The 20,355-nt window shown below is 54.9% G+C and carries 17 protein-coding genes and 1 riboswitch; of the genes, 12 read left to right on the forward strand and 5 right to left on the reverse strand.

The window, feature by feature from the left end; genetic code table 11:
* Window positions 1–14 precede the first annotated feature (14 nt).
* Together rfaE1 and WA429_RS14170 are read right to left on the reverse strand one after the other, a co-directional pair.
* The gene (gene rfaE1 / locus WA429_RS14165) at window positions 15–1,487 is read right to left on the reverse strand and encodes a D-glycero-beta-D-manno-heptose-7-phosphate kinase (protein WP_114112191.1); all 1,473 of its coding nucleotides are present in this window, start codon (window positions 1,485–1,487) and stop codon (window positions 15–17) included.
* A gap of 56 nt (window positions 1,488–1,543) precedes the next feature.
* A complete protein-coding gene (locus WA429_RS14170; RefSeq protein ID WP_101246800.1) occupies window positions 1,544–2,128 on the reverse strand; it encodes a D-sedoheptulose 7-phosphate isomerase in 585 nt (194 codons plus the stop codon).
* Window positions 2,129–2,464: 336 nt separating this feature from the next.
* Between WA429_RS14170 and WA429_RS14175 the strand changes: the two genes are divergently transcribed.
* Window positions 2,465–3,694, forward strand: a complete 1,230-nt coding sequence (locus WA429_RS14175; RefSeq protein WP_101246801.1) for a hypothetical protein — start codon at window positions 2,465–2,467, stop codon at window positions 3,692–3,694.
* Window positions 3,695–3,772: 78 nt separating this feature from the next.
* Here the strand turns inward: WA429_RS14175 and cobT are convergent, their stop codons facing one another.
* Window positions 3,773–4,807, reverse strand: a complete 1,035-nt coding sequence (cobT, locus tag WA429_RS14180; RefSeq protein WP_287464648.1) for a nicotinate-nucleotide--dimethylbenzimidazole phosphoribosyltransferase — start codon at window positions 4,805–4,807, stop codon at window positions 3,773–3,775.
* A 268-nt stretch (window positions 4,808–5,075) separates the two neighbouring features.
* On the opposite strand from cobT, the gene cobS reads away from it, so the two are divergent.
* A complete protein-coding gene (gene cobS / locus WA429_RS14185; protein WP_287464649.1) occupies window positions 5,076–5,891 on the forward strand; it encodes an adenosylcobinamide-GDP ribazoletransferase in 816 nt (271 codons plus the stop codon).
* Between the two features lie 45 nt (window positions 5,892–5,936).
* Window positions 5,937–6,575, forward strand: coding sequence for a histidine phosphatase family protein (locus tag WA429_RS14190; RefSeq protein ID WP_287464650.1), 639 nt, complete (start codon window positions 5,937–5,939; stop codon window positions 6,573–6,575).
* 104 nt (window positions 6,576–6,679) lie between these two features.
* Here WA429_RS14190 and WA429_RS14195 read toward each other — a convergent pair whose 3' ends face one another.
* On the reverse strand, window positions 6,680–7,354 hold the full coding sequence (locus tag WA429_RS14195; RefSeq protein WP_101246804.1) for a hypothetical protein: 675 nt from the start codon (window positions 7,352–7,354) through the stop codon (window positions 6,680–6,682).
* Between the two features lie 251 nt (window positions 7,355–7,605).
* A riboswitch (cobalamin riboswitch) is annotated at window positions 7,606–7,783 on the forward strand.
* A 55-nt stretch (window positions 7,784–7,838) separates the two neighbouring features.
* Here WA429_RS14195 and cobU point away from each other — a divergent pair.
* The 9 genes from cobU to WA429_RS14240 all read left to right on the forward strand — a co-directional run bounded on the left by cobU (window position 7,839) and on the right by WA429_RS14240 (window position 19,255).
* Window positions 7,839–8,366: a bifunctional adenosylcobinamide kinase/adenosylcobinamide-phosphate guanylyltransferase gene (gene cobU, locus WA429_RS14200; protein WP_287464651.1), complete on the forward strand. Its 528-nt coding sequence runs from the start codon at window positions 7,839–7,841 to the stop codon at window positions 8,364–8,366.
* 34 nt (window positions 8,367–8,400) lie between these two features.
* On the forward strand, window positions 8,401–9,441 hold the full coding sequence (gene cobW / locus WA429_RS14205) for a cobalamin biosynthesis protein CobW (protein WP_287464652.1): 1,041 nt from the start codon (window positions 8,401–8,403) through the stop codon (window positions 9,439–9,441).
* A gap of 92 nt (window positions 9,442–9,533) precedes the next feature.
* Window positions 9,534–13,313: a cobaltochelatase subunit CobN gene (cobN, locus tag WA429_RS14210; RefSeq protein ID WP_287464653.1), complete on the forward strand. Its 3,780-nt coding sequence runs from the start codon at window positions 9,534–9,536 to the stop codon at window positions 13,311–13,313.
* A gap of 183 nt (window positions 13,314–13,496) precedes the next feature.
* Window positions 13,497–14,198 carry a hypothetical protein gene (locus WA429_RS14215; protein ID WP_228194964.1) on the forward strand — a complete coding sequence of 234 codons (702 nt, stop codon included), beginning with the start codon at window positions 13,497–13,499 and terminating at the stop codon, window positions 14,196–14,198.
* 225 nt (window positions 14,199–14,423) lie between these two features.
* The gene (locus WA429_RS14220) at window positions 14,424–15,272 is read left to right on the forward strand and encodes an endo alpha-1,4 polygalactosaminidase (RefSeq protein WP_287464654.1); all 849 of its coding nucleotides are present in this window, start codon (window positions 14,424–14,426) and stop codon (window positions 15,270–15,272) included.
* A gap of 53 nt (window positions 15,273–15,325) precedes the next feature.
* Window positions 15,326–15,952 (forward strand): cob(I)yrinic acid a,c-diamide adenosyltransferase, encoded by a 627-nt coding sequence (gene cobO / locus WA429_RS14225; RefSeq protein WP_101247040.1) that lies wholly within the window; start codon window positions 15,326–15,328, stop codon window positions 15,950–15,952.
* A 57-nt stretch (window positions 15,953–16,009) separates the two neighbouring features.
* Complete coding sequence (locus WA429_RS14230; RefSeq protein ID WP_287464655.1) at window positions 16,010–17,554, forward strand: cobyric acid synthase; 1,545 nt, start codon at window positions 16,010–16,012, stop codon at window positions 17,552–17,554.
* Window positions 17,555–17,771: 217 nt separating this feature from the next.
* Window positions 17,772–18,446, forward strand: a complete 675-nt coding sequence (locus WA429_RS14235; RefSeq protein ID WP_101246809.1) for a glutathione S-transferase family protein — start codon at window positions 17,772–17,774, stop codon at window positions 18,444–18,446.
* Window positions 18,443–19,255: a class I SAM-dependent methyltransferase gene (locus WA429_RS14240; protein ID WP_287464656.1), complete on the forward strand. Its 813-nt coding sequence runs from the start codon at window positions 18,443–18,445 to the stop codon at window positions 19,253–19,255. Before WA429_RS14235 ends, WA429_RS14240 begins: the two co-directional genes overlap by 4 nt.
* A gap of 36 nt (window positions 19,256–19,291) precedes the next feature.
* Here the strand turns inward: WA429_RS14240 and WA429_RS14245 are convergent, their stop codons facing one another.
* The gene (locus tag WA429_RS14245) at window positions 19,292–20,323 is read right to left on the reverse strand and encodes a substrate-binding domain-containing protein (RefSeq protein ID WP_114112201.1); all 1,032 of its coding nucleotides are present in this window, start codon (window positions 20,321–20,323) and stop codon (window positions 19,292–19,294) included.
* Between the last annotated feature and the right edge of the window lie 32 nt (window positions 20,324–20,355).

Raw genomic sequence — 20,355 nt, forward strand, 5'->3', positions numbered from 1 at the left:
CATCAGAATGGACGTCAGCTATTGCCTTCATTCATCCGTGCAATGGTCGAGGTGGTCGAAAAACCGTCCTCAAGATTGGCCAGTACCACTTTGCCGCCATAGCTTTGCACGATATCGGCCCCAACCACCTTGTCGATGGTGTAATCGGCCCCTTTGACAAGGATGTCAGGTTTGATCGCTTCGATCAGATTGATCGGGGTATCTTCACCGAAAATCACCACACCGCTTACAGTTTCAAGCGATCCGAGAACGGCTGCGCGGGCGGCTTCGGACTGGACCGGGCGGCTTTCGCCTTTAAGCCGTTTGACCGACGCATCGGAATTCAGGCCAACAATCAGACGGTCACAATTTGCCCGCGCCTGTTTGAGCAGGCTGAGATGGCCCGGATGCAAAAGATCAAAACAGCCATTGGTAAAGCCGACTTTATAGCCCTTGCGCCGCCAGCGTTCTGCGCGATCCACCATGCGGTCAAGCGGCATCAGTTTGGCTTCGCCAATCATCAGATCATGATGATGCAGGGCCGATACCAGCTCGTCGGGATAAACAATTGCGGTACCGATTTTGCCAACCACAATGCCCGCCGCAACATTGGCAATGCGCGCGGCATCGGCAAGGCTTGATCCCGCCGCAACCGCGGATGCAAGGCAGGCCACCACGGTATCACCGGCCCCCGATACGTCAAAAACTTCGCGGGCCTCGGTCGGCAGGTGGATGGCTTCGCCATCTTTGGTAACAAGGGTCATGCCATCCTGGCTGCGCGTCAGCAGAACGTTATCAATGCCGCATTCGGTAATGATCTTGGTGGCGGCCGCAACCGCTTCCTCGTCGCTATTGACGGCAATCCCGGTTGCTGCCTGTGCTTCGGCGCGGTTCGGGGTTACCACGGTTGCCCCGCGATAGATGCTGTAATCACTGCCCTTGGGGTCAACAATGACCGGTTTTCCGGCCTTGCGCGCGGCATTGATCGCCGCGGCAACCACATCGGCATGCAAGACGCCCTTACCGTAATCAGACAGAATGATTGCCGCCACATCTGGTGCAAGTTGGCCTGCAAGGGTCGAAAGGTTGCTGATGGTGGTCGGGGTGATGTCCGATGTGGTTTCGTTGTCAGATCGCAACAATTGCTGGCCGCTTGCGATATAACGGGTTTTGATGGTGGTCGGCCGGTTGCGTTCGGTCTGGATATAGGGCTCGACACCCTTGTCATTGGCGACATATTCCATGACTTCGCGGCCCGGCAAATCATCTCCGACAAGTGTCAGGAACTGAACCGATGCCCCAAGGGCGGTGGCATTGCGCGCGACATTGCCCGCCCCGCCAAGCATTGCACTTTCGCGTTCGACCCGGATGACCGGGATCGGTGCTTCGGGCGAGATACGATTGACCGACCCATAGACAAAGCGATCAAGCATGACATCACCAATGCACAGGACCTTGGCGTTGGTCAGTTGTTCTACCTGTCGGGCCAGATGGCTGAGATCGGTCATTTGTTCGTATCTTTGTTCTGTCGTTCTGAATTGTGTTTTTGCAGCCTATGGGCCGATTATTTTTTAGTCAGGCCAAGGGTATGCTCAAGCGCACCGACAAGCATCTGACCGAGCTGAATGTGCATTTCCTGGATCCGGGCGGTGGTGTTGCTGGGCACAATCATCAGCGGATCGCAAAGATCGACCATGTCGCCACCGGTCTTGCCGGTCCAGCCGGTTGCAATCAGGCCCATTTCCTTGGCCTTGGCCAGACCAAGATTGACGTTCTTGCTGTTGCCCGATGTCGAAATGCCGATTGCAACATCATCAGGATTGCCAAGGGCTTCGATCTGGCGCGAAAACAGGTAGTCAAACCCGAAATCATTGCCGATCGCAGTCAGGGCAGAACTGTCAGTGGTCAGGGCAATCGCCGGCAGTGCACGACGGTCATGGATGTAGCGAACCGTGAATTCGGTGGCGATATGTTGCGCATCCGCAGCTGATCCGCCATTTCCGAAAAACAGAAGCTTGTTACCGTCATTGAGCGCATCGGTGCAAATTTCAACAAGCTCGACAAACGCATCGCGGGTGGCTTCGCGTGTTTTGTTTACCAGATCAAGATGCTCGTCAAACTCGGCATCGAAAAAGGCTTTGATATCCATTGCGCTCTGAAATCCCGCAGTAGGTCATGTATTGTGATCAGGCTGTTTAAACAGGGTCCCTTGTTCAAACAAGAATCTGGAATGGTTTTACATCATCGCTATGTGTTGATTGATGTTTTTACCTGACATGTCAAATCGGGCTGAAACTAGCAGCTTGGATGGCGGAAAGCTACGACTTATCTGTTTTGCCCGATGTCTGAAATTGTCCGATTTTCACGTTTGGTTTCAATAGGTATGAATGATAAATACATAACCTGTTAATCGACAGGCTCTATTATGGAACGGGCTTGGTATCGGGGTTGGTTCCGGTAAAACAATAATCTGGTTATTGCATTAATGTCTGATAGCTCACTTCCATCGCCCGAAGCCTTTCTGGTCGACTATGTGCGACGCCTTGAGCGGCGCAAGGAAGGTGTGGGGGCTATCCATGTGCATTTCTCGAAATTGCAGGCATTCAACCGTCGCGACCACCATATCCGCACGGCGATCGTTGCCTTTGAAGAAATCGCGCCAGAAGTCACGGGGCGTATCTTTACCCTGTCCAATCAGGACCTGATTTTCATTTTTGATGCGGCCGAGATTGACGAGGTCAATGCCGTCATCTTTCGTCTGAAATTCCTGTTCAACGATGATCCGCTGATCAGTGACGGCAAGGATGAAAGCGGTGCGCCGGCAAGCTTCACCGATTTTTACGATGTCGGGCAGCAATATAAGGACTTTCTGCATCTGACTCAGATGCTGGTGCGTGCCAATGCCAACCGCCCCCGGGTGGTCAGCAAGGCGGCCGAGCGCCATAACGATCATCCCGATTACGGGGATGATCGCGCCCCGCTGACCCCGAAAATTCTGGGCCGGATTGATGAATCGCTGCGCCGTGCCGACTTGTCAAACCTGATGCGCCGCCAGGCGATCTGTGCGGTGGTCGGTGATGCCAACCCGACACCGGTTTTCCATGAATTGTTCATTTCAATCAAAGATTTGCAGGAAACACTTCTGCCCGATGTCAATGTGCTGTCGAACCGCTGGCTGTTTCAGCATCTGACGGAAATTCTTGATCGGCGGATGCTGTCGCTTTTGACCCGGTCAAACGATGCGTCCGTGACCGGGTCTGTCAGTATCAATCTTAATGTGTCGACCTTGCTGTCACCCGATTTCCTGACTTTTGACAGCAATGTCAAAGCCGGTCAGCGTGGCACCATCGTTCTTGAACTGCAAAAGATTGATATCTTTGCCGATCTGGGTGCTTTCTTCTTTGCCCGCGATTTTTGCCGTGACCGAGGCTATCGCATTTGCATTGACGGTATCAGCCATCTTTCCCTGCCCTATATCAACCGCAACAAGCTGGGCGTTGATATGATCAAGATGATCTGGGATCCGGATATGGAAAGCATGGATGATGCCCATCGCGAAGCCATGCGCGCAGCAGTCGCGGAATCAGGTGATACACGTGTGATTCTGTGCCGTTGCGACGATGAACGTGCGATCAAATTCGGCCATTCGATCAACATCACCATGTTCCAGGGCCGCCACGTTGAACAATTGATGAGCGAACGGACAAAAAAATAGCGCCGGGCTTCCCGACGCTATGATGCCCCAAGCTGTGATGATTGTCTGAAAAGCTTCGATGAAAAGCAATTTGGCCGCTTAAGCCTGTTCCTTGCCGTCAATGCCGGCTTTTTCAAATGTCGCCATACCGTTATGGCATTCAGCAGCCGAGCGCAGCAGCGGGATCGCCAATGCTGCACCCGACCCCTCGCCAAGGCGCATGCCAAAATCGATCAAGGCCTTTTTGCCAAGCTTTTCAAGCAGGCGAATATGGCCCGGCTCTGCTGAAACATGGCCGACAAGACAGTGATCAAGTGCATCTGGCCGCATGGCGGCCAGAACCGCCGCCGCCGCACAGGAAACATAGCCGTCAAGCAATACCGGTACCCGCGAATAGCGCGCGGCAATAATCGCCCCGGCCATGGCGGCAATTTCGCGCCCACCAACACAGCGCAAGACATCAAGCCCGTCATGCATCTGGTTTTTATGCAAGATGATGGCATCGCCAACCACTCGGGTCTTGAGTGTCAGGGTCGCGTCATCAATGCCGGTTCCCCGCCCGGTCCAGTCCCCGGGACTGCCGCCATAAAGTGCATGGGCAATTGCCGCTGCGGCGGTGGTGTTGCCGATGCCCATTTCGCCCGGCACAAAAAGATCAAGGCCCTTTTCAATCGCGCTCATGCCAAAGGCCATGGCTTCTGCACAGCCCTCATCATCCATCGCCGGTTCCTGACTGAAATCGTTGGTCGGGATTTCAAGTGCGACTTCCATCACGCGGAGTTCCGCATCGACCGATTTGCAAATCTGGTTGATGGCAGCGCCGCCATTGATGAAGTTTTCCACCATCTGCTGGTTTACGCTTGGCGGAAATGCAGACACGCCCTGTGCCACAACGCCATGACTGCCGGCAAAGACAGTGACACGCGGCCGAGACATCCGCGGGCGTGATGTTCCCTGCCAGCCTGCCAGCCAAAGGCTGAAATCTTCGAGACGGCCAAGTGACCCGGCCGGTTTGGTCAGGGTCGGCTCTCGGTTGGCAACAGCAGCCTGTGCCTCTGCGTCAACGGCCGGCAAATCGGCCAGAAGACTGCGAATTTCATCAAGGCTTTGGGGCGGGTGCTTGGGATTGAACATTGTGGTCTCCGGCTGGCGGCTAATCGTCAAAAAGCGTGTTCCGCTTGGCTTCTGGAATGGTAAGGATTAGGGTCAGAAACCAATCAATTGGTGTGTTTCAGTATCGGCCAACGGTCTGCCGGTCCCGGATCCGGGATGGCTTCGGTTTCGCGGTGAACTGAAGAACCCCAATAAAATCGGCCCCAAACTAGGCCTATGCGCAACAGATTGCCAGTTCGAAAATCGGAATTTCATGGTGTCCGAAGATCATAACCAAAACGAAACAAACATGCAAAGCACAGATACACCGACAGGTGATCGGCATGATGATGCGGATAAAACGTCTGTTGATGCGTCGGTTTTATCCGATTTCTGGTGTGCTATGGCATTGCTCAGCCGGGTGCCGTTGCCCCCGGTTGGTGATTTCCGGGCGGCTCTGATCGCGCGATCTGTCTGGTGCTGGCCACTTGTCGGGCTGGTTCTGGCGGGCCTGGCATTGCTACCGGCGATGCTTGTCGATTTTCTGACGGGAAATCCCCTTGTCTATGCGATCTTTGCCATCGCAGCGATGGTGTTGCTGAGCGGCGCGATGCACGAAGACGGCATTGCCGATTGTGCAGACGGCTTTGGCGGCGGGATGGACCGCGACCGCAAACTTGAAATCATGCGCGACAGCACTGTCGGGACCTATGCGGTTGTCATGCTGATTTTGACGCTGGGTTTGCGGCTGGTTCTGATTACGGCTGCGGCGGAAATCGGACAGGCCGGTATCCTGTTTCTGATCATGGCGGTTATTTCCCGTGCGGCAATGCCGGTTGTTATGCGCATATTGCCGCCAGCGCGGGATAACGGACTGGGCAAAGGGGCCGGGCGGCCCGGATGGCTTCCGGTTCTGGTCGGGTTTGCCATTGCCAGCGCCATTGTTCTGGTATTGGGCGGTATCGGTGCGATGTTTGCGGTAATCGTCGGTGTGATGATCGCGATCCTGATCGTCGCAATGGTTGCCAGATCACAAATCGGTGGCCAGACCGGCGATGTGTTGGGGGCAACCCAAATCTGTGCCGAACTGTTTGCCGGTATCGGATTCATTGCCGTAATGGCATAGCCAGGAACTTTGCTGATTGATCAAAACGACCATGATTGACTGCCAATGTCCGAACAAACCGGGGAAAGCATGACCAAAATCAAGACAACGCGCTGGTGGCTGGTGCGTCACGCGCCGGTGCAAAACCCGGAACGTCTGGTCTATGGCCGAAGCGACATGCAGGTTGATCTGTCTGATGAAAAAAAACTGCGTGCGGTGGCGCGGCACTTGCCCCGCGATGCGGTCTGGATGACCAGCCATCTGTCACGGACGCTTGATACCGCGCTCAAGCTTCAGGAACTGATCGACGAAGACATCACCCCGACCCGCGAAAGCGGCTTTGCCGAGCAACATTTCGGGGCCTGGGAGCTTCAGCACTGGAACGACCTTCCGAAAGGCGAAACCACGCAATTCTGGACCGATTTCGCCCGACAGCAGCCGCCAAATGGTGAAAGCTTTGCCGATATGGTCGAGCGGGTCGGTCCGGTTTTCACCCACGCCACCAGCTACTGGGCGGGCCGCGACATTGTTGCAGTGGTCCATGGAGGTACCATCCGTGCGATCATGGCCAATGCGCTGGGGCTGTCACTTGAAGCGGCATTGTCATTTCATGTCGATACGCTGAGTCTGACCAGACTGGAATATATCGACGGTGTCGATCAGCCCGGCTGGCGTGTCACCGCGGTCAATCAAAGCTTTGGATGATTTTGACAGAAAATATAAACGGCATCGATCCGATGTGGAACGATGCCGTCAGGATGTGGATGTCGTGACCATTCCGGTGCCGTAAACTGGCTTGTCAGCAACAATCAGGCCGTTTGCAGCTCGGAATTCAAGGGAAGATCTTCAAGCGCATGTTCGGCCAGATAGCGATCAAGCATATCTGCGGTGATGTCGTGCTTTTCGCAGATCGCAGTCACGTCTTTCAAATAGGCTTCGTAATAAGGCAGCGGACGGCTGCGTGACTTGTTGCGCAATTTGGCGACATGCGGGAAATCTTCACAAAGAGCCGTATTCTCAATCGCCTGGATGACGTTGTCATCAATGATGGCTGCGGGCATCTTGCGATAGGTCTTTCCACAGGCTGACAGCATTTTGCTGGCGGTGGGGACCGATATCCCCGGCTGGGAAAGCAATTCGTTTAATTCTTCCTGGCCGAAATCCGAAATCGACATCAACGTGATGAGCGTCGGCAGATCACGCACAAGCAGCGACAGCGCATTGACGCGGATGCCGCGCGCATGGGACCAGATGATGGTGCCGATCACCCCTTTGGAAGCATCAAGTGCAAAGATGCTGCGCACATCGCGGCGCGACAATGTGATGTCCGCACCGGTCGCATATTCTTCCAGAAACGTCTGAAAGGCCCGATTGTCGGAATTCAGGCGTTCAAGCAGACCAAGCCACATATCCTTGCGCGAGGATGTGGTCCAGGTTGGTGTGTTCGGATTTCGGATTTTCGATAGTTGTGCAGAAACTGCCATCTGATTTTGCAAAATTCCAGTTAACCCCAAGAGTTTGGTGCCGCAATTATGCGGCCCACCGGTTTTGATGTTTTTTGTCCCGGTGATCTTGCTGGAAGGTGATTTGTTACCACTCTAATTCCAGCTTGATAATATTATGTTCCCTTAAAGGAGGGCCGGCCTCAAGCAGGCAATTCTTACAAATACTGACCTTCCGGTTAGCTGACCCGTCCGGACAGAGAATGCCCTTTGGGTTCAAGGGCAAACCTGTTAGGTTCGGCGCACCGTTCGGTGATGGGAAATCGGTGCGATGCCGATGCTGCCCCCGCAACTGTATCGGGTTGGGTGATCCGGGTGGATGTATTGCCATTCACCAGCCACCGGGAAACCGGGAAGGCGGATTGCTTTCATGCCCGCAGCCAGGAAACCAGCCGAATGGTGTCATCATCTCAAATGATGGCGACGCAATCGGGCCTCGGTGGGAGGCCATGGCGAGGAATAGAATATGATCCGGACTGACCCGCCTTGCGGGACACATCTGATTCTTGGCGGTGCGCGATCTGGCAAAAGCCGGTTCGCCGAAAACATCATCAATGCGGCTGGCGGCGGCACATATATCGCGACCGGTCGGGCATGGGATGATGAAATGGTCAACCGCATCGACCTTCATAAACAATCGCGTGGCGATCTTTGGCAAACGATCGAGGAACCGCTTGATCTTTGCGGTGCACTCGATACCTGCAATCAGCCGGGCGGCAAACCGGTTCTGGTCGATTGCCTGACCTTGTGGCTGACCAATCTGATGCTCGAAGATCGCGATATTGATGCTGAAATCGACCGGCTTTGTGATCACTTGCCTGGGCTGGACATTTCGGTGTTGCTGGTATCAAACGAAGTCGGTTTTGGGATTGTCCCGGAAAATGCAATGGCGCGGGCTTTTCGCGATCATGCCGGACGTCTCCATCAACGTATTGCCGCATTGGTTGACCGGGTGACGCTTGTCGTTGCCGGCATTCCGATGCAGGTCAAATGACAATTTAAATGATTGAATTTCAAGGAATTTGAAAATGGCACAATTGGGTAAAATCCCGGCAACCGTCATTACCGGCTTTTTGGGGGCTGGCAAGACAACCATGATCCGCAACATGCTGGAAAATGCCAATGGCAAACGCATTGCGCTGATCATCAATGAATTTGGCGATCTGGGTGTTGATCGCGGCATCATCAACGGGTGTGGTATCGAAGGCTGTGCCGAGGATGATGTGGTTGAACTGGCAAACGGATGTATCTGCTGTACGGTTGCGGATGATTTTCTGCCAACTATTCGTGGCCTGATTGATCGCGATACGCCGCCTGATCATATCGTTATCGAAACATCTGGGCTGGCCTTGCCCAAGCCGTTGGTCAAGGCGTTCAACTGGCCCGAAGTGCGGTCGCGCGTGACTGTCGACGGGGTTGTTGCGGTTCTTGATGGTGCGGCATTGCGCGACGGGCTGTTTGCCCATGACCATCATGCGGTTCAGGCCCAGCGCGAGGCTGATGAAAACCTTGATCATGAAAGCCCGCTTGAAGAACTGTTTGAAGAACAGCTTCATTGCGCCGACATGGTGGTTCTGAACAAGACCGACCTTCTGACTGACGAAGAACGCACCAAGGTCGAAGCCGATATCCGCGCCGAACTTAAAAAGCCGTCGGTCAAAATCATCGCGACCGAGCATTCCCGTGTTGAAAACGCCATTTTGCTGGGCCTTGGTGCTGCGGCTGAGGATGACCTTGATAGCCGCCCGAGCCATCATGATGATGGTCATGAACATGATCATGATGATTTTGAAAGTTTTGTTGTCTCACTTGATGCGGTCAATGATCCGGCGGCCCTTGAAAAACGCCTGATCGATATCGTGCGTCAATTTGATGTTCTGCGCATCAAGGGTTTCCTTGATGTTCCGGGCAAACCGATGCGCCATGTGGTTCAGGGGGTCGGTGAACGTTTCCAGCGTTACTTTGACCGTCCCTGGGCCGATACGGAAAACCGCCGTTCCGAACTGGTGGTGATCGGCTTGCATGGTCTGGACCGTGCCGCGATCGAGGCCGCAATCAAGGCGGCCTAAGCCCATTGGGCACACATAAAACCATATGACCGATACCGGATGTTTTGCGTCCGGTATCGGTGCTTTTGACGACAGAACAGACGGAATTTCAAATGCATCTTTTGGCAGCACAGCCCGGCATGGTCACTGATGGCAGCGAAGCGGTCGATCTTGGTCAGGAACCGGGCGATGTCGTCATCCTGTCTGCGGCCGAGTCCGAGCTTGCCTGCCTTGCCGGCGCACAGGCACGTCTGGCAGATGCGTTTGGTGAAGATGTTCCGTCTTTGCGTTTGGCCAGTCTTTTGCAGCTTGGTCACAATATGTCGGTCGATCTTTATGTCGATGATGTGCTTTGTGATGCCAAATTCATCATCGTGCGGATCTTGGGCGGGCGCGGTTATTGGGAATATGGTGTCGAGCAGCTGGTTGCTCTGGCGCGGTCGCGTGATATCCCGCTGGTGCTGTTGCCCGGTGATGATCAACCCGATGCCGAACTTCTGTCGCTATCTACCGTCAAGGGGGCTGAATATCAGCATATCTGGCGCTACCTGATCGAAGGTGGCCCGCAAAATGCCGAAAATTTGCTGCGTCTGATCTATGAAAAACTCAATGCAGATGTGCGGTGGAACTGGTCGCCAGCCGCCCCGTTGGTCAAGGCTGGCGGATATTGGCCGGGCATGTCACAGGCCGGTCTTGATGATATCAGATCAAACTGGAAAACCGATCAGCCGGTCACCCCGATCATTTTTTATCGATCACTTGTCCAGGCGGGAAATCTTGACGTCATAGATGCGCTGGTTGCTGCATTGTGCGACAACCATCTCAATCCGTTGCCGATTTTTGTCGCCAGCCTCAAGGACCCGGTGGCAAGTGCGCTGGTCAGTGACTGGCTTGCGGAAACGAATGCCGATCTGATTTTGAATACGACCGGGTTTGCGCTTTCCGTTCCGGGGTCGGAACGATATGACGGGCCGTTTGATGCCGTTGATGCGCCGGTCTTTCAGGTGGTCTTGTCCGGTGGCAGCGAAGATGCATGGCGCGATGGTGTGAGCGGGCTTGCCGCCCGTGATATCGCGATGAATGTCGCCCTGCCCGAGGTCGATGGCCGTATTCTGGCCCGGGCCGTTTCGTTCAAGGGATCGGCGGGTAAGGATGACCTGACCCAGATTGATCTCGTCAAATATATCCCGGTGCGCGATCGGGTCGATTTCACCGCAAAACTTGCCGCCAACTGGATCAGGTTGCGCAAATCTGCCCCGGCAGATCGCAAGATCGCCATGGTCATGGCCAACTATCCCAACAAGGATGCCCGTCTGGGCAATGGTGTCGGGCTTGATACGCCGGCTGGCATGATCGAAACTCTGCGCGCCATGCTTGAAAACGGATACGCCATCACCGATTTGCCGGCAGACGGCAATGCCCTGATTGCCGCGATCAAGGCGGGGCCGACCAACGATTTCAAGTCCCTTGCCAAGCGTGAAATACGGGTAATGCTGTCCCTGGCGGAGTATCAAGCGGCCTTTGCCGCGCTGCCCAAATCGATCCGAAACCAGGTGATCGAGGCTTGGGGCGATCCCCAAACCGATCCGTTTTATCTGCCCGATCAGGAAAGCTTTGCCCTGTCGATCCTGCCGATGGGCAATGTGGTTGTGGGCTTGCAGCCCGCGCGTGGCTACAACATTGATCCGCTTGAAAGCTATCACTCGCCCGATCTGGTGCCGCCGCACAACTATTTCGCCTTTTACATCTGGCTGCGGCATGTGTTTGGCGTCGATGCGATCATTCATTTTGGCAAACATGGCAATATGGAATGGTTGCCGGGCAAGTCACTGGCACTTTCCGAGGATTGCTTCCCCGAAGCAGTTTTTGGCCCGACCCCGCATTTCTATCCCTTTATCGTCAATGACCCGGGCGAAGGTACACAGGCCAAACGTCGTGCCCAAGCGGTCATTCTTGACCATCTGACCCCGCCCCTGACGCGTGCCGAAAGTTACGGGCCGCTCAAAGATCTCGAAGCATTGGTCGATGAATATTATGACGCTGCTGCGGTCGATCCGCGCCGTTTGACGATCCTGAAACGCGACATTCTTGAACTGGCCATTCGCATTGGTCTTGATCGTGATTGCGGGATCGAGGCGGATGAAGATGAAGAAAGTGCCTTGGCCAAGCTTGATAACTATCTGTGCGAGCTTAAGGAACTTCAGATCCGCGATGGTCTTCATATCTTTGGCAAGGCGCCAGAAGGTGATCTTTTGGCCGATCTGCTGGTCGCGCTGGCCCGCTTGCCACGTGGTGCTGATCACGGGCCGAAGGCATCCCTGCATCGCGCAATTGCCAAGGATATCCTGGCCGACCCGGCATTTGATCCCCTTGATTGCGCCTTTGCCGAATTTTGGCCCGGTGCCAAGCCCGATATCCTTGCTGCCTATGGCACAAAGGATGACAGCGACATTGGCCCGTGGCGGACAACCGGCGATACGGTGGAGCGGATCGAGCTTCTGGCGCGGGATCTGGTCAATGGCACGGTCACGGCTGATCCGTCATGGAGTGCAGTTAAGGATGTTATTTCCGATATCGAAACAAATATTCGCCCGGCCGTAACCGGTTGTGGTCCGGCCGAGATTTCCGGCATCCTGCGGGGACTTGCCGGCAAATTTGTCGAGCCCGGACCGTCGGGTGCACCCACCCGTGGGCGACCCGATGTGTTGCCGACCGGGCGCAATTTCTATTCGGTCGATACCCGTACCGTGCCGACGCCTGCGGCCTGGCAGTTGGGTTGGAAATCGGCCGAATTGCTGCTCGAACGCCATGTTCAGGATCATGGTGAATGGCCAAGTGCGCTTGGTCTTTCGGTCTGGGGAACAAGCAACATGCGCACGGGCGGTGATGACATCGCCCAGGCCCTGGCGCTTATGGGGGTCCGTCCGACCTGGGACAGTGCGTCGCGCCGGGTGACCGGGTTTGAAATCATGCCTGCATCACTTCTGGGCCGTCCGCGGGTTGATGTGACCTTGCGCATTTCGGGTTTCTTCCGCGATGCCTTTCCGGGCCTGATTGACCTGTTTGACAGTGCGGTCCGGGCGGTCGCGGATCAAACAGACGAACCCGAAGACATCAATCCGATTGCTGTGCGGATTGCCAAGGAAACTGCGAAACTGTGCGATCAGGGGATGACCGCCGATCAGGCCCGCCAGCAGGCCGCATTCCGCGTGTTTGGGTCAAAACCCGGCGCCTATGGTGCGGGCTTGCAGGCAATGATTGACGAAAAGCTTTGGGAAAACGAAGCCGATCTTGCCGATGCCTATCTGGCATGGGGAAGCTACGCCTATGGCAACGGGGCCGAAGGCGTTGCTGCGCGCAAGCTGTTTGAAACCCGGTTATCCAATGTCGATGCGATTGTCCATAATCAGGATAACCGTGAACATGACCTGCTGGATTCCGATGACTATTATCAATTCGAAGGCGGAATGACATCGGCGGTACGGAACCTGTCAGGCAAGCAGCCGACGGTTTACCACAGCGACCATTCCCGCCCCGAAAGTCCCAAAATCCGTACACTTGAAGAAGAAATCGCCCGTGTGGTCCGGGCCCGCGTGGTCAATCCCAAATGGATCAATGGGGTGATGCGCCATGGCTATAAGGGGGCGTTCGAGATGGCGGCAACGGTGGATTATCTGTTTGCCTTTGCCGCGACTGCACGCTGTGTGGCCGATCATCACTTTGACCTGGTCTATGATGCCTATCTTGATGATCCCAAGGTTCGCGATTTTATCGAAGCCCATAACCCCGATGCCCTGCGTGATATTCGCGATCGCCTGCGCGAGGCAATTGAACGCGGGCTTTGGCAGCCGCGCCGCAACAGCGTTTCATCCGACCTTCTTGATCGGGCGTGACGCACTTCTTGCCCTGTCCTTTGATTCACAAGAATTTTACCACCGGAACAAGACGGGCAGTTGAAACGTTTCGTTTTCGCACCATATCTCAATTAACCAACTGTTAATAAGTTGTGAGGGACGGGGCACCCCTGTTGGATCACCTGCCGGGAAGCAGGGTGATCACAAGGATAGGAGGCCGCGATGGAGAACAAGACAAACGTTCGTTTGCCTGACTATTTGCAAACTCCCTTGCCTGCCCACAAAGGGCATGCAGATATTATCGACTTCCTGCTTGCTGATTGCGATATGCCCGACTGGCTGCGCGAAGATTTGCACGGTCAGGGCCGGTATCGTCCCGCCCGCGGGGCCATTCGCGCCGTGCTGGATGTCCGCGAACGCTTTAACGGGCAACATCGCCCTGTCAGCTTCGAGGAATTCCATGATGGCATGACCGAGCTTGCCCATCATTTGCCCGGTCCCGACCAGACCCGCTTTGAAATTGATGCCAAGGTTAAAATCTATTGGCGCTATTTGCAGGGCGTGGAACGTCAGGTCTGGCGCACCGCGATTTCAGTTGCCCATATCGCGCTTGACCATTTCCCGGTGGTCCGCGAATTCAAATCCCTGATCGAAGAAGTCGTCATCAGTCGCGACTGGCTTGAACGCCGTCTTGAAGTGGTTGAACACAGCTTCCAGACCCCGGTTTCGCTGCAAAATGAAACCGTGCGCAAGGCACTGATGCGGCTGAAACGCATGTCCCCCGGTGATCGGCTTCAACTGTTTAACAAGGCCCGGATGCGCCGCCCGGAATTGCGCAATATCGATATGCGCGAGCCCGACAAATGGGCCGATCTGGTAACTGGTGACCTTGGCCTGTCCCCCAATCAGGGCACCATGTGTTGACATTTTCGGGGTTTCGACATTGCCCTGGATGGCAAAGCCGTCTCGTGGGTGGGGGAAGCTGCCAAAGGCAGCGGAAAAGTGCGGTCATCGGGCCGCACTTTTCTTGTGTCGGGGCTTGTGGTGGGTCATCAGATATTCTTCCAATGATCATCCTGTTCGATGTGCTGTGATGTTGTCATCCCGGCCATTGGCGGGCAAAGTGCGCCTGACACAACGGGGCACCGGATGACGCGCGCACATAAAATGTTTGGCCTGAAAATCTTTACCCTGGGCATTTGGCTTTCGGGATTGCTGGTGGCTGGTATCGGGCCGATGGCATCTGATGCGGTTGCAACCCAAAAGAACAGCTGGTCTGCTGTCCCGTTCGGGCCATTTCACTGGCAATTGCAGGGCGACATTGCCGATGATGTCACTGCTTCAAAAATCATCGGTGCAGATCTTTATGAAGTCACCGCAGCACAAATACGCGATTGGCGGGAAGCCGGGCTTTTTCCGATCTGTTATATCAATGTTGGTGCGCTTGAAGACTGGCGCGATGATTACGTCGATTTTCCCAAACATGTGATCGGCAATGCTTATTGGGGATGGGACGGGGAATACTGGCTTGATATCGCCCGGTTTGAACATTTTGCCAATGTCATGACCGCGCGATTTGATCTGTGCCGGGACAAGGGGTTTCTTGGTGTTGAACCCGATAATATTGACGGTTACGAGGCCGATCTTTCCAACAAGGCAACCGGGTTTGACCTGAAACGAACCGATCAGCTGCGTTATATCCGGTGGCTGATTGATCTTGCCCATCAGCGCGGTCTTGCTATCGGACAGAAAAATGCCCCCGAACTGGTCGGTGATCTGGTTGATCTGATGGATTTTGCCATCCTTGAATCAGCCTTTCGGTTGGGCTTCATGGATGCGTTTGATCCCTATATTGCGTATGGCAAACCGGTCTTTGCCGTGGAATATCGCGAAGAAGGCGCCAATGCCGCCCGGTTTTGTCCGGCAGCCCGCAACCATGGCTTTCAGGGTGTGATTGCAAGTCTTGAACTTGATCAAACCCCGCAAAACTGCCCTTGATCAAAGATGCGCTTTCGCCGCATTGTGGGGACGCATATCAAAGGGAAGAAACCATGACCGATAAAAGCCAGCCTGACGTCGATATCAACGCGCGCCACGATGAAAAAATGAAGAAAATCAAGGCCGCGCGCGACAAGATGATGGCCCAGAAGATCGACAAAAAAGGACTGATCATTGTCCATACCGGCAAGGGCAAGGGGAAATCATCCTCGGCCTTTGGTATGGCGATGCGCTGTGTCGGTCATGATATGAAGGTCGGCGTGGTACAGTTCATCAAAGGCGGCTGGGAAACCGGCGAGGCAAAGCTTTTGAAAAAATTCCCCGATCTTTGTGAATTCCACGCTATGGGGGCCGGCTTTACCTGGGAAACCCAGAACCGGGCGCAGGATGTGGCACTGGCGCGTGAAGCCTGGAACAAGGCATTGGAAATGCTGCGTGATCCAAGCTTTTCCATGGTCATTCTTGACGAGATCAATATCGTCCTGCGCTACGACTTCCTGCCGCTTGACGATGTGCTTGATGCGCTGTCAAACAAACTGCCCGATCAGCATATTGTCCTGACCGGGCGCAATGCACCAGATACCCTGATCGAAGCAGCCGATCTGGTAACTGAAATGACCATGATCAAACATCCGTTCCGCGAACAGGGGATCAAGGCGCAGATCGGTGTCGAATTCTGATCCGCATTGTGATGATCTGTCGTTTCAAACGGCAATGATGAAAGTTTTGAAACCGGAATGAACGCGCAATCTGTTCCTGCTTTGATGCTTCAGGGGACCGGATCGGATGTCGGCAAATCAATGCTGGTGGCCGGATTGTGCCGTGCTTTTGCACGTCGCGGGCTTCGCGTGCGTCCGTTCAAACCGCAAAACATGTCCAACAATGCTGCGGTCACCGACGATGGCGGGGAAATCGGCCGTGCGCAGGCGCTTCAGGCCCGGGCCGCCGGTGTGCCGACCACGGTGCATATGAACCCGGTTTTGCTCAAACCACAAAGCGATATTGGCGCCCAAGTCGTGGTGCAGGGCAAAGTGCTGACCAGTGCCAAGGCCCGCGACTATTACCGCCTTAAACGCGACCTTCTGCCAAGGGTGATCGAAAGTTTCGAGATCATGGCAAATGATGCCGATCTTGTTCTGGTCGAAGGTGCCGGATCCCCGGCCGAGGTCAATCTGCGGGCATCCGATATCGCCAATATGGGCTTTGCCGAGGCCGCCGGTGTGCCGGTTATTCTGGTTGGCGACATTGATCGCGGCGGGGTGATTGCATCGATCGTCGGGACCCACGCCCTGCTGTCTGATAGTGATCGCGAATGGCTGTGTGGCTATGTCATCAACAAGTTTCGCGGTGATGTGTCACTGTTTGCATCGGCAACCGACATCATTGAACAGACCTGCGGCTTAAAAAGTTACGGTATCGCAACGTACTGGCCCGGTGCCCATAAATTGCCCGCCGAAGATGGCGTGGCGCTTGAAAAGGCCGGGAAATATCAACGTAAGCAAGATGGTGTGTCTGGTCCTGAGATCCGCATTGCCGTGCCGCATTTGCCGCGCATCGCCAATTTTGACGATCTTGATCCGCTTGCTGCCGAGGCAGATGTCGAACTTCTGGTGATCAAACCGGGTCAGGTGATCCCGGCTGATTGCGATCTGGTGCTGCTGCCCGGGTCAAAATCGACCATGGCCGATCTGCGTTTTTTAAAGGAACAGGGCTGGGATATCGACATTCTGGCCCACCACCGGCGCGGCGGGGCGGTTATCGGCATTTGTGGCGGCTATCAGATGCTGGGACGCATGGTTCATGACCCCGACGGTGTCGAAGGCGAACCGGGCAGTGAAACCGGTCTGGGATTGCTTGATGTTGAAACCGTCATGGCTGGTGACAAGACCTTGCGCAAGACTGACGGGCTGACCGTCATGTCCCATGCCCCGTCATCCGGGGCGCTGTTTTCTGCCGATGTCGCGGTGAACGGCTATGAAATCCATATGGGCCGAACCGATGGCCCCGATCGGGCACGGGGCTGGCTGGCGCTGGCCGGGATTGCCGAACCCGATGGCGCAATCAGCACGAACGGGCGCGTGATGGGGTGCTATTTACACGGCCTTTTTGGTAGTGACGCCTTTCGTCAGAACCTTCTGGCATCGCTTGGCGGGAATGATCGTGTCGCCTTGCATGATTTCGAAGCCGGAGTCGATGCTGCTCTTGATGAATTGGCCGATCATCTCGAAGCCTGTCTCGACCTTGATGGCCTGCTTGAATTGGCCAGAAGCCGGACCAAATAGCCGTTTGTCGGACTTTCGATCCGTGCTGTTTGGCAAAAGGGTGAAAATCACACAACAATTGCGTGGAAGGCCTTTACTTCCGCCCTGTTGCGTGGTTTGACAGATTTCGCAATTCCGGTTCTGAAATGAACTTTATGAATTGCCGTATTGCCGATGCCCTCACAGTGCTGGCGGGTCTTTGCAAAACGTTCATCCTTGGTCGGGTATCTTCACGTCTATGCGTCAGTTATATCATTTTTGGCTCTCACCATTTTCGCGCAAAGTGCGCCTGGTCCTTGCCGAGAAAAAACTAGAATTCGAACTGAAAGCCGAACCGGTATGGGAACGGCGCGACGAATTCCTGTTGCTCAATCCGGCCGGCGAAGTACCCGTGCTTGAGGACGAAGACGGCACCGTTCTGTGTGACTCGACCGTGATTTGCGAATATCTCGACGAGATTTCTGACGAAGAACCCAGACTGTTTGGATCAAATCCCAAGGAACGTGCGGAAATCCGCCGTCTTGTTGCGTGGTTTGACGGCAAGTTCAACCGTGAGGTCACCGACCATCTGCTTGGTGAGAAGCTGCTTAAGCGGTTCTTTTCAACCGGCACTCCCGATACCAAGGTCCTGCGCGCCGGGCGCACCAATGCGGCCTATCATCTTGATTATATCGGCTGGTTGTTTGAACGCCGGAACTGGCTTGCCGGGGATCACCTGACCATGGCTGATCTGGCGGCCGCGGCACAGGTGTCGGTGATCGACTATATGGGCGATATCAACTGGTCCAAACATCCGCGTGCCAAGGACTGGTACATGCGGATCAAAAGCCGCCCGTCCATGCGCGACATTCTTGCCGACCGACAGGCAAGTTTCCCACCATCCAGTCACTATGCCGAACTGGATTTTGAATGACGAATTCATCCAATTCAGATGAATTCTACCCTGCGGGAAGCCTGAATACGGCAAGTTACGATCTTCGTGCTGATCTTGATCGCAAGTTTTTTGATGATCCCGTTCCATTCTATACCCGTCTTGCAAAAAGCCTTGCGACCGGGTATGGCGTTCTTGAACTGGGCTGTGGTACCGGGCGTATCAGTGCCGCGATTGCGCGTCTCGGGATTGCGGTAACCGGGCTTGATCTGTCGCCGGCGATGCTTGATCAGGCACGCGCGAACTATCCCGATATTGACTGGCATCCTGGCAATATGTGCGACTTTGATCTGGGCCGGGTTTTTGATCTTGTTATCATCCCGTTTCGCGGGCTTCAGGAAGTCACCGATATCACCGATCAAAGACGTGCCCTAGACCGTGCCTTTGCCCATCTCAAACCTGGCGGGGCACTTGCTCTTGATCTGATGGATCCGGATTTGCGCTATTGCCTGCCCGAAGGTGATCCGGATTTTGTCGAACTGCCGGTCTTTCCGATGCCTGATGGTGTTGGCAGGCCGGACAGCCGATTGCGGATCACTGCGATGGAACGCACCAATGACCCCCTGACCCAGCGGTTCAGCGAACATTGGCGGTTTGAGGAAATCGGTCCTGACGGTGATGTGCGGCGCCGCGAAGAGGCCTGGCATCATCTGCGCTGGATTACACGCAGTGAAATGCGACTGATGCTGGAACTTTCGGGTTTTGTTTCGATAACGGAATTTTCTGATTTCAACGGCAGTCCGCCGCGATATGCCAGCAATCAGGTCTGGATGGCAAAACGGCCGGACTGATGCCCGGCCGTTTTGATGCTTGGATAAATTCGGCGCTTAGTGGGCCGCAAATTTCTTCGATGTGGCCAGGGTTTCCTGACGTTCTTCTTCGGTCAGCGGTACCAGACCGTTTTCAACCAGAAGCCCGTCCTCGCCAATGACGGCCTCGGACACATAGGTCGATACGAACGCCCCCAATGACCGCACAAGCTGTTCGTGGTCATCCTTGACGTAAAGATAAAGCGCGCGGGACCCCGGATAGCTGCCATCAAGGATGGTTTCATAATCCGGTTCAATGCCGTTGATGGTAATGCCGCGAAGCTTTTCACGGTTACGCTCAAGATTGTTAAAGCCCATCACCCCATAGGATGTCGGATCCTTTTCAAGCTTGCTGATCACAAGGCGGTCATTTTCCCCGGCTTCGATATAGGCACCGTCTTCGCGGATGGTCCGGCACAACAAACGGAAGCTGTCGGGGTCGGACGATTCAAGACTTGCGATATCGGCAAAGGTCGAACAACCCTTATCAAGCAGAAGCTGCCCCATCAGGTCACGGGTGCCCGATGTCGGCGGCGGGCCATAAACCCGGATTTTCAGATCGGGAAGCGACGGATCGACATCGGACCATTTGACATTCGGGTTGGGAACGCTTGCGCCATTGACCGGAATGGTTCGTGCCAGTGCCAGATAAAGCTGGCGGGCGGTAAGCGACATGGTCGGGGCTTCACGCGATCCCAGCAAGACAATACCGTCATAGCCGATCTTGATTTCACTGATCTTGCGGACCGAATTGGCCGCACAAATCGCGGTTTCGGACCCGGAAATCGGACGCGATGCATCAACGATATCGGGATATTGTTCGCCAACACCGCCACAGAACAGTTTGAAGCCGCCGCCTGAACCGGTGCTTTCGACCACCGGGGCCGGTTCGCCGGTTGTTCTGGCAAAATGTTCTGCGACCTTGGTGGTCAGCGGAAAAATTGTCGAAGACCCGACAATACGAACCTGATCACGTGCCTGTGCCGCTGAAACAACAGAAACAAGTGCAATAGATGCGGCCATGGCAGTCACGGCAAACGTGCGACGCATTTCGTCCCCCAAAATGGTGTCCGGTCAAATCC

Origin of the sequence: Thalassospira sp. CH_XMU1420-2, assembly GCF_037029325.1 — a bacterium.
GTDB classification, from domain to species: domain Bacteria; phylum Pseudomonadota; class Alphaproteobacteria; order Rhodospirillales; family Thalassospiraceae; genus Thalassospira; species Thalassospira povalilytica.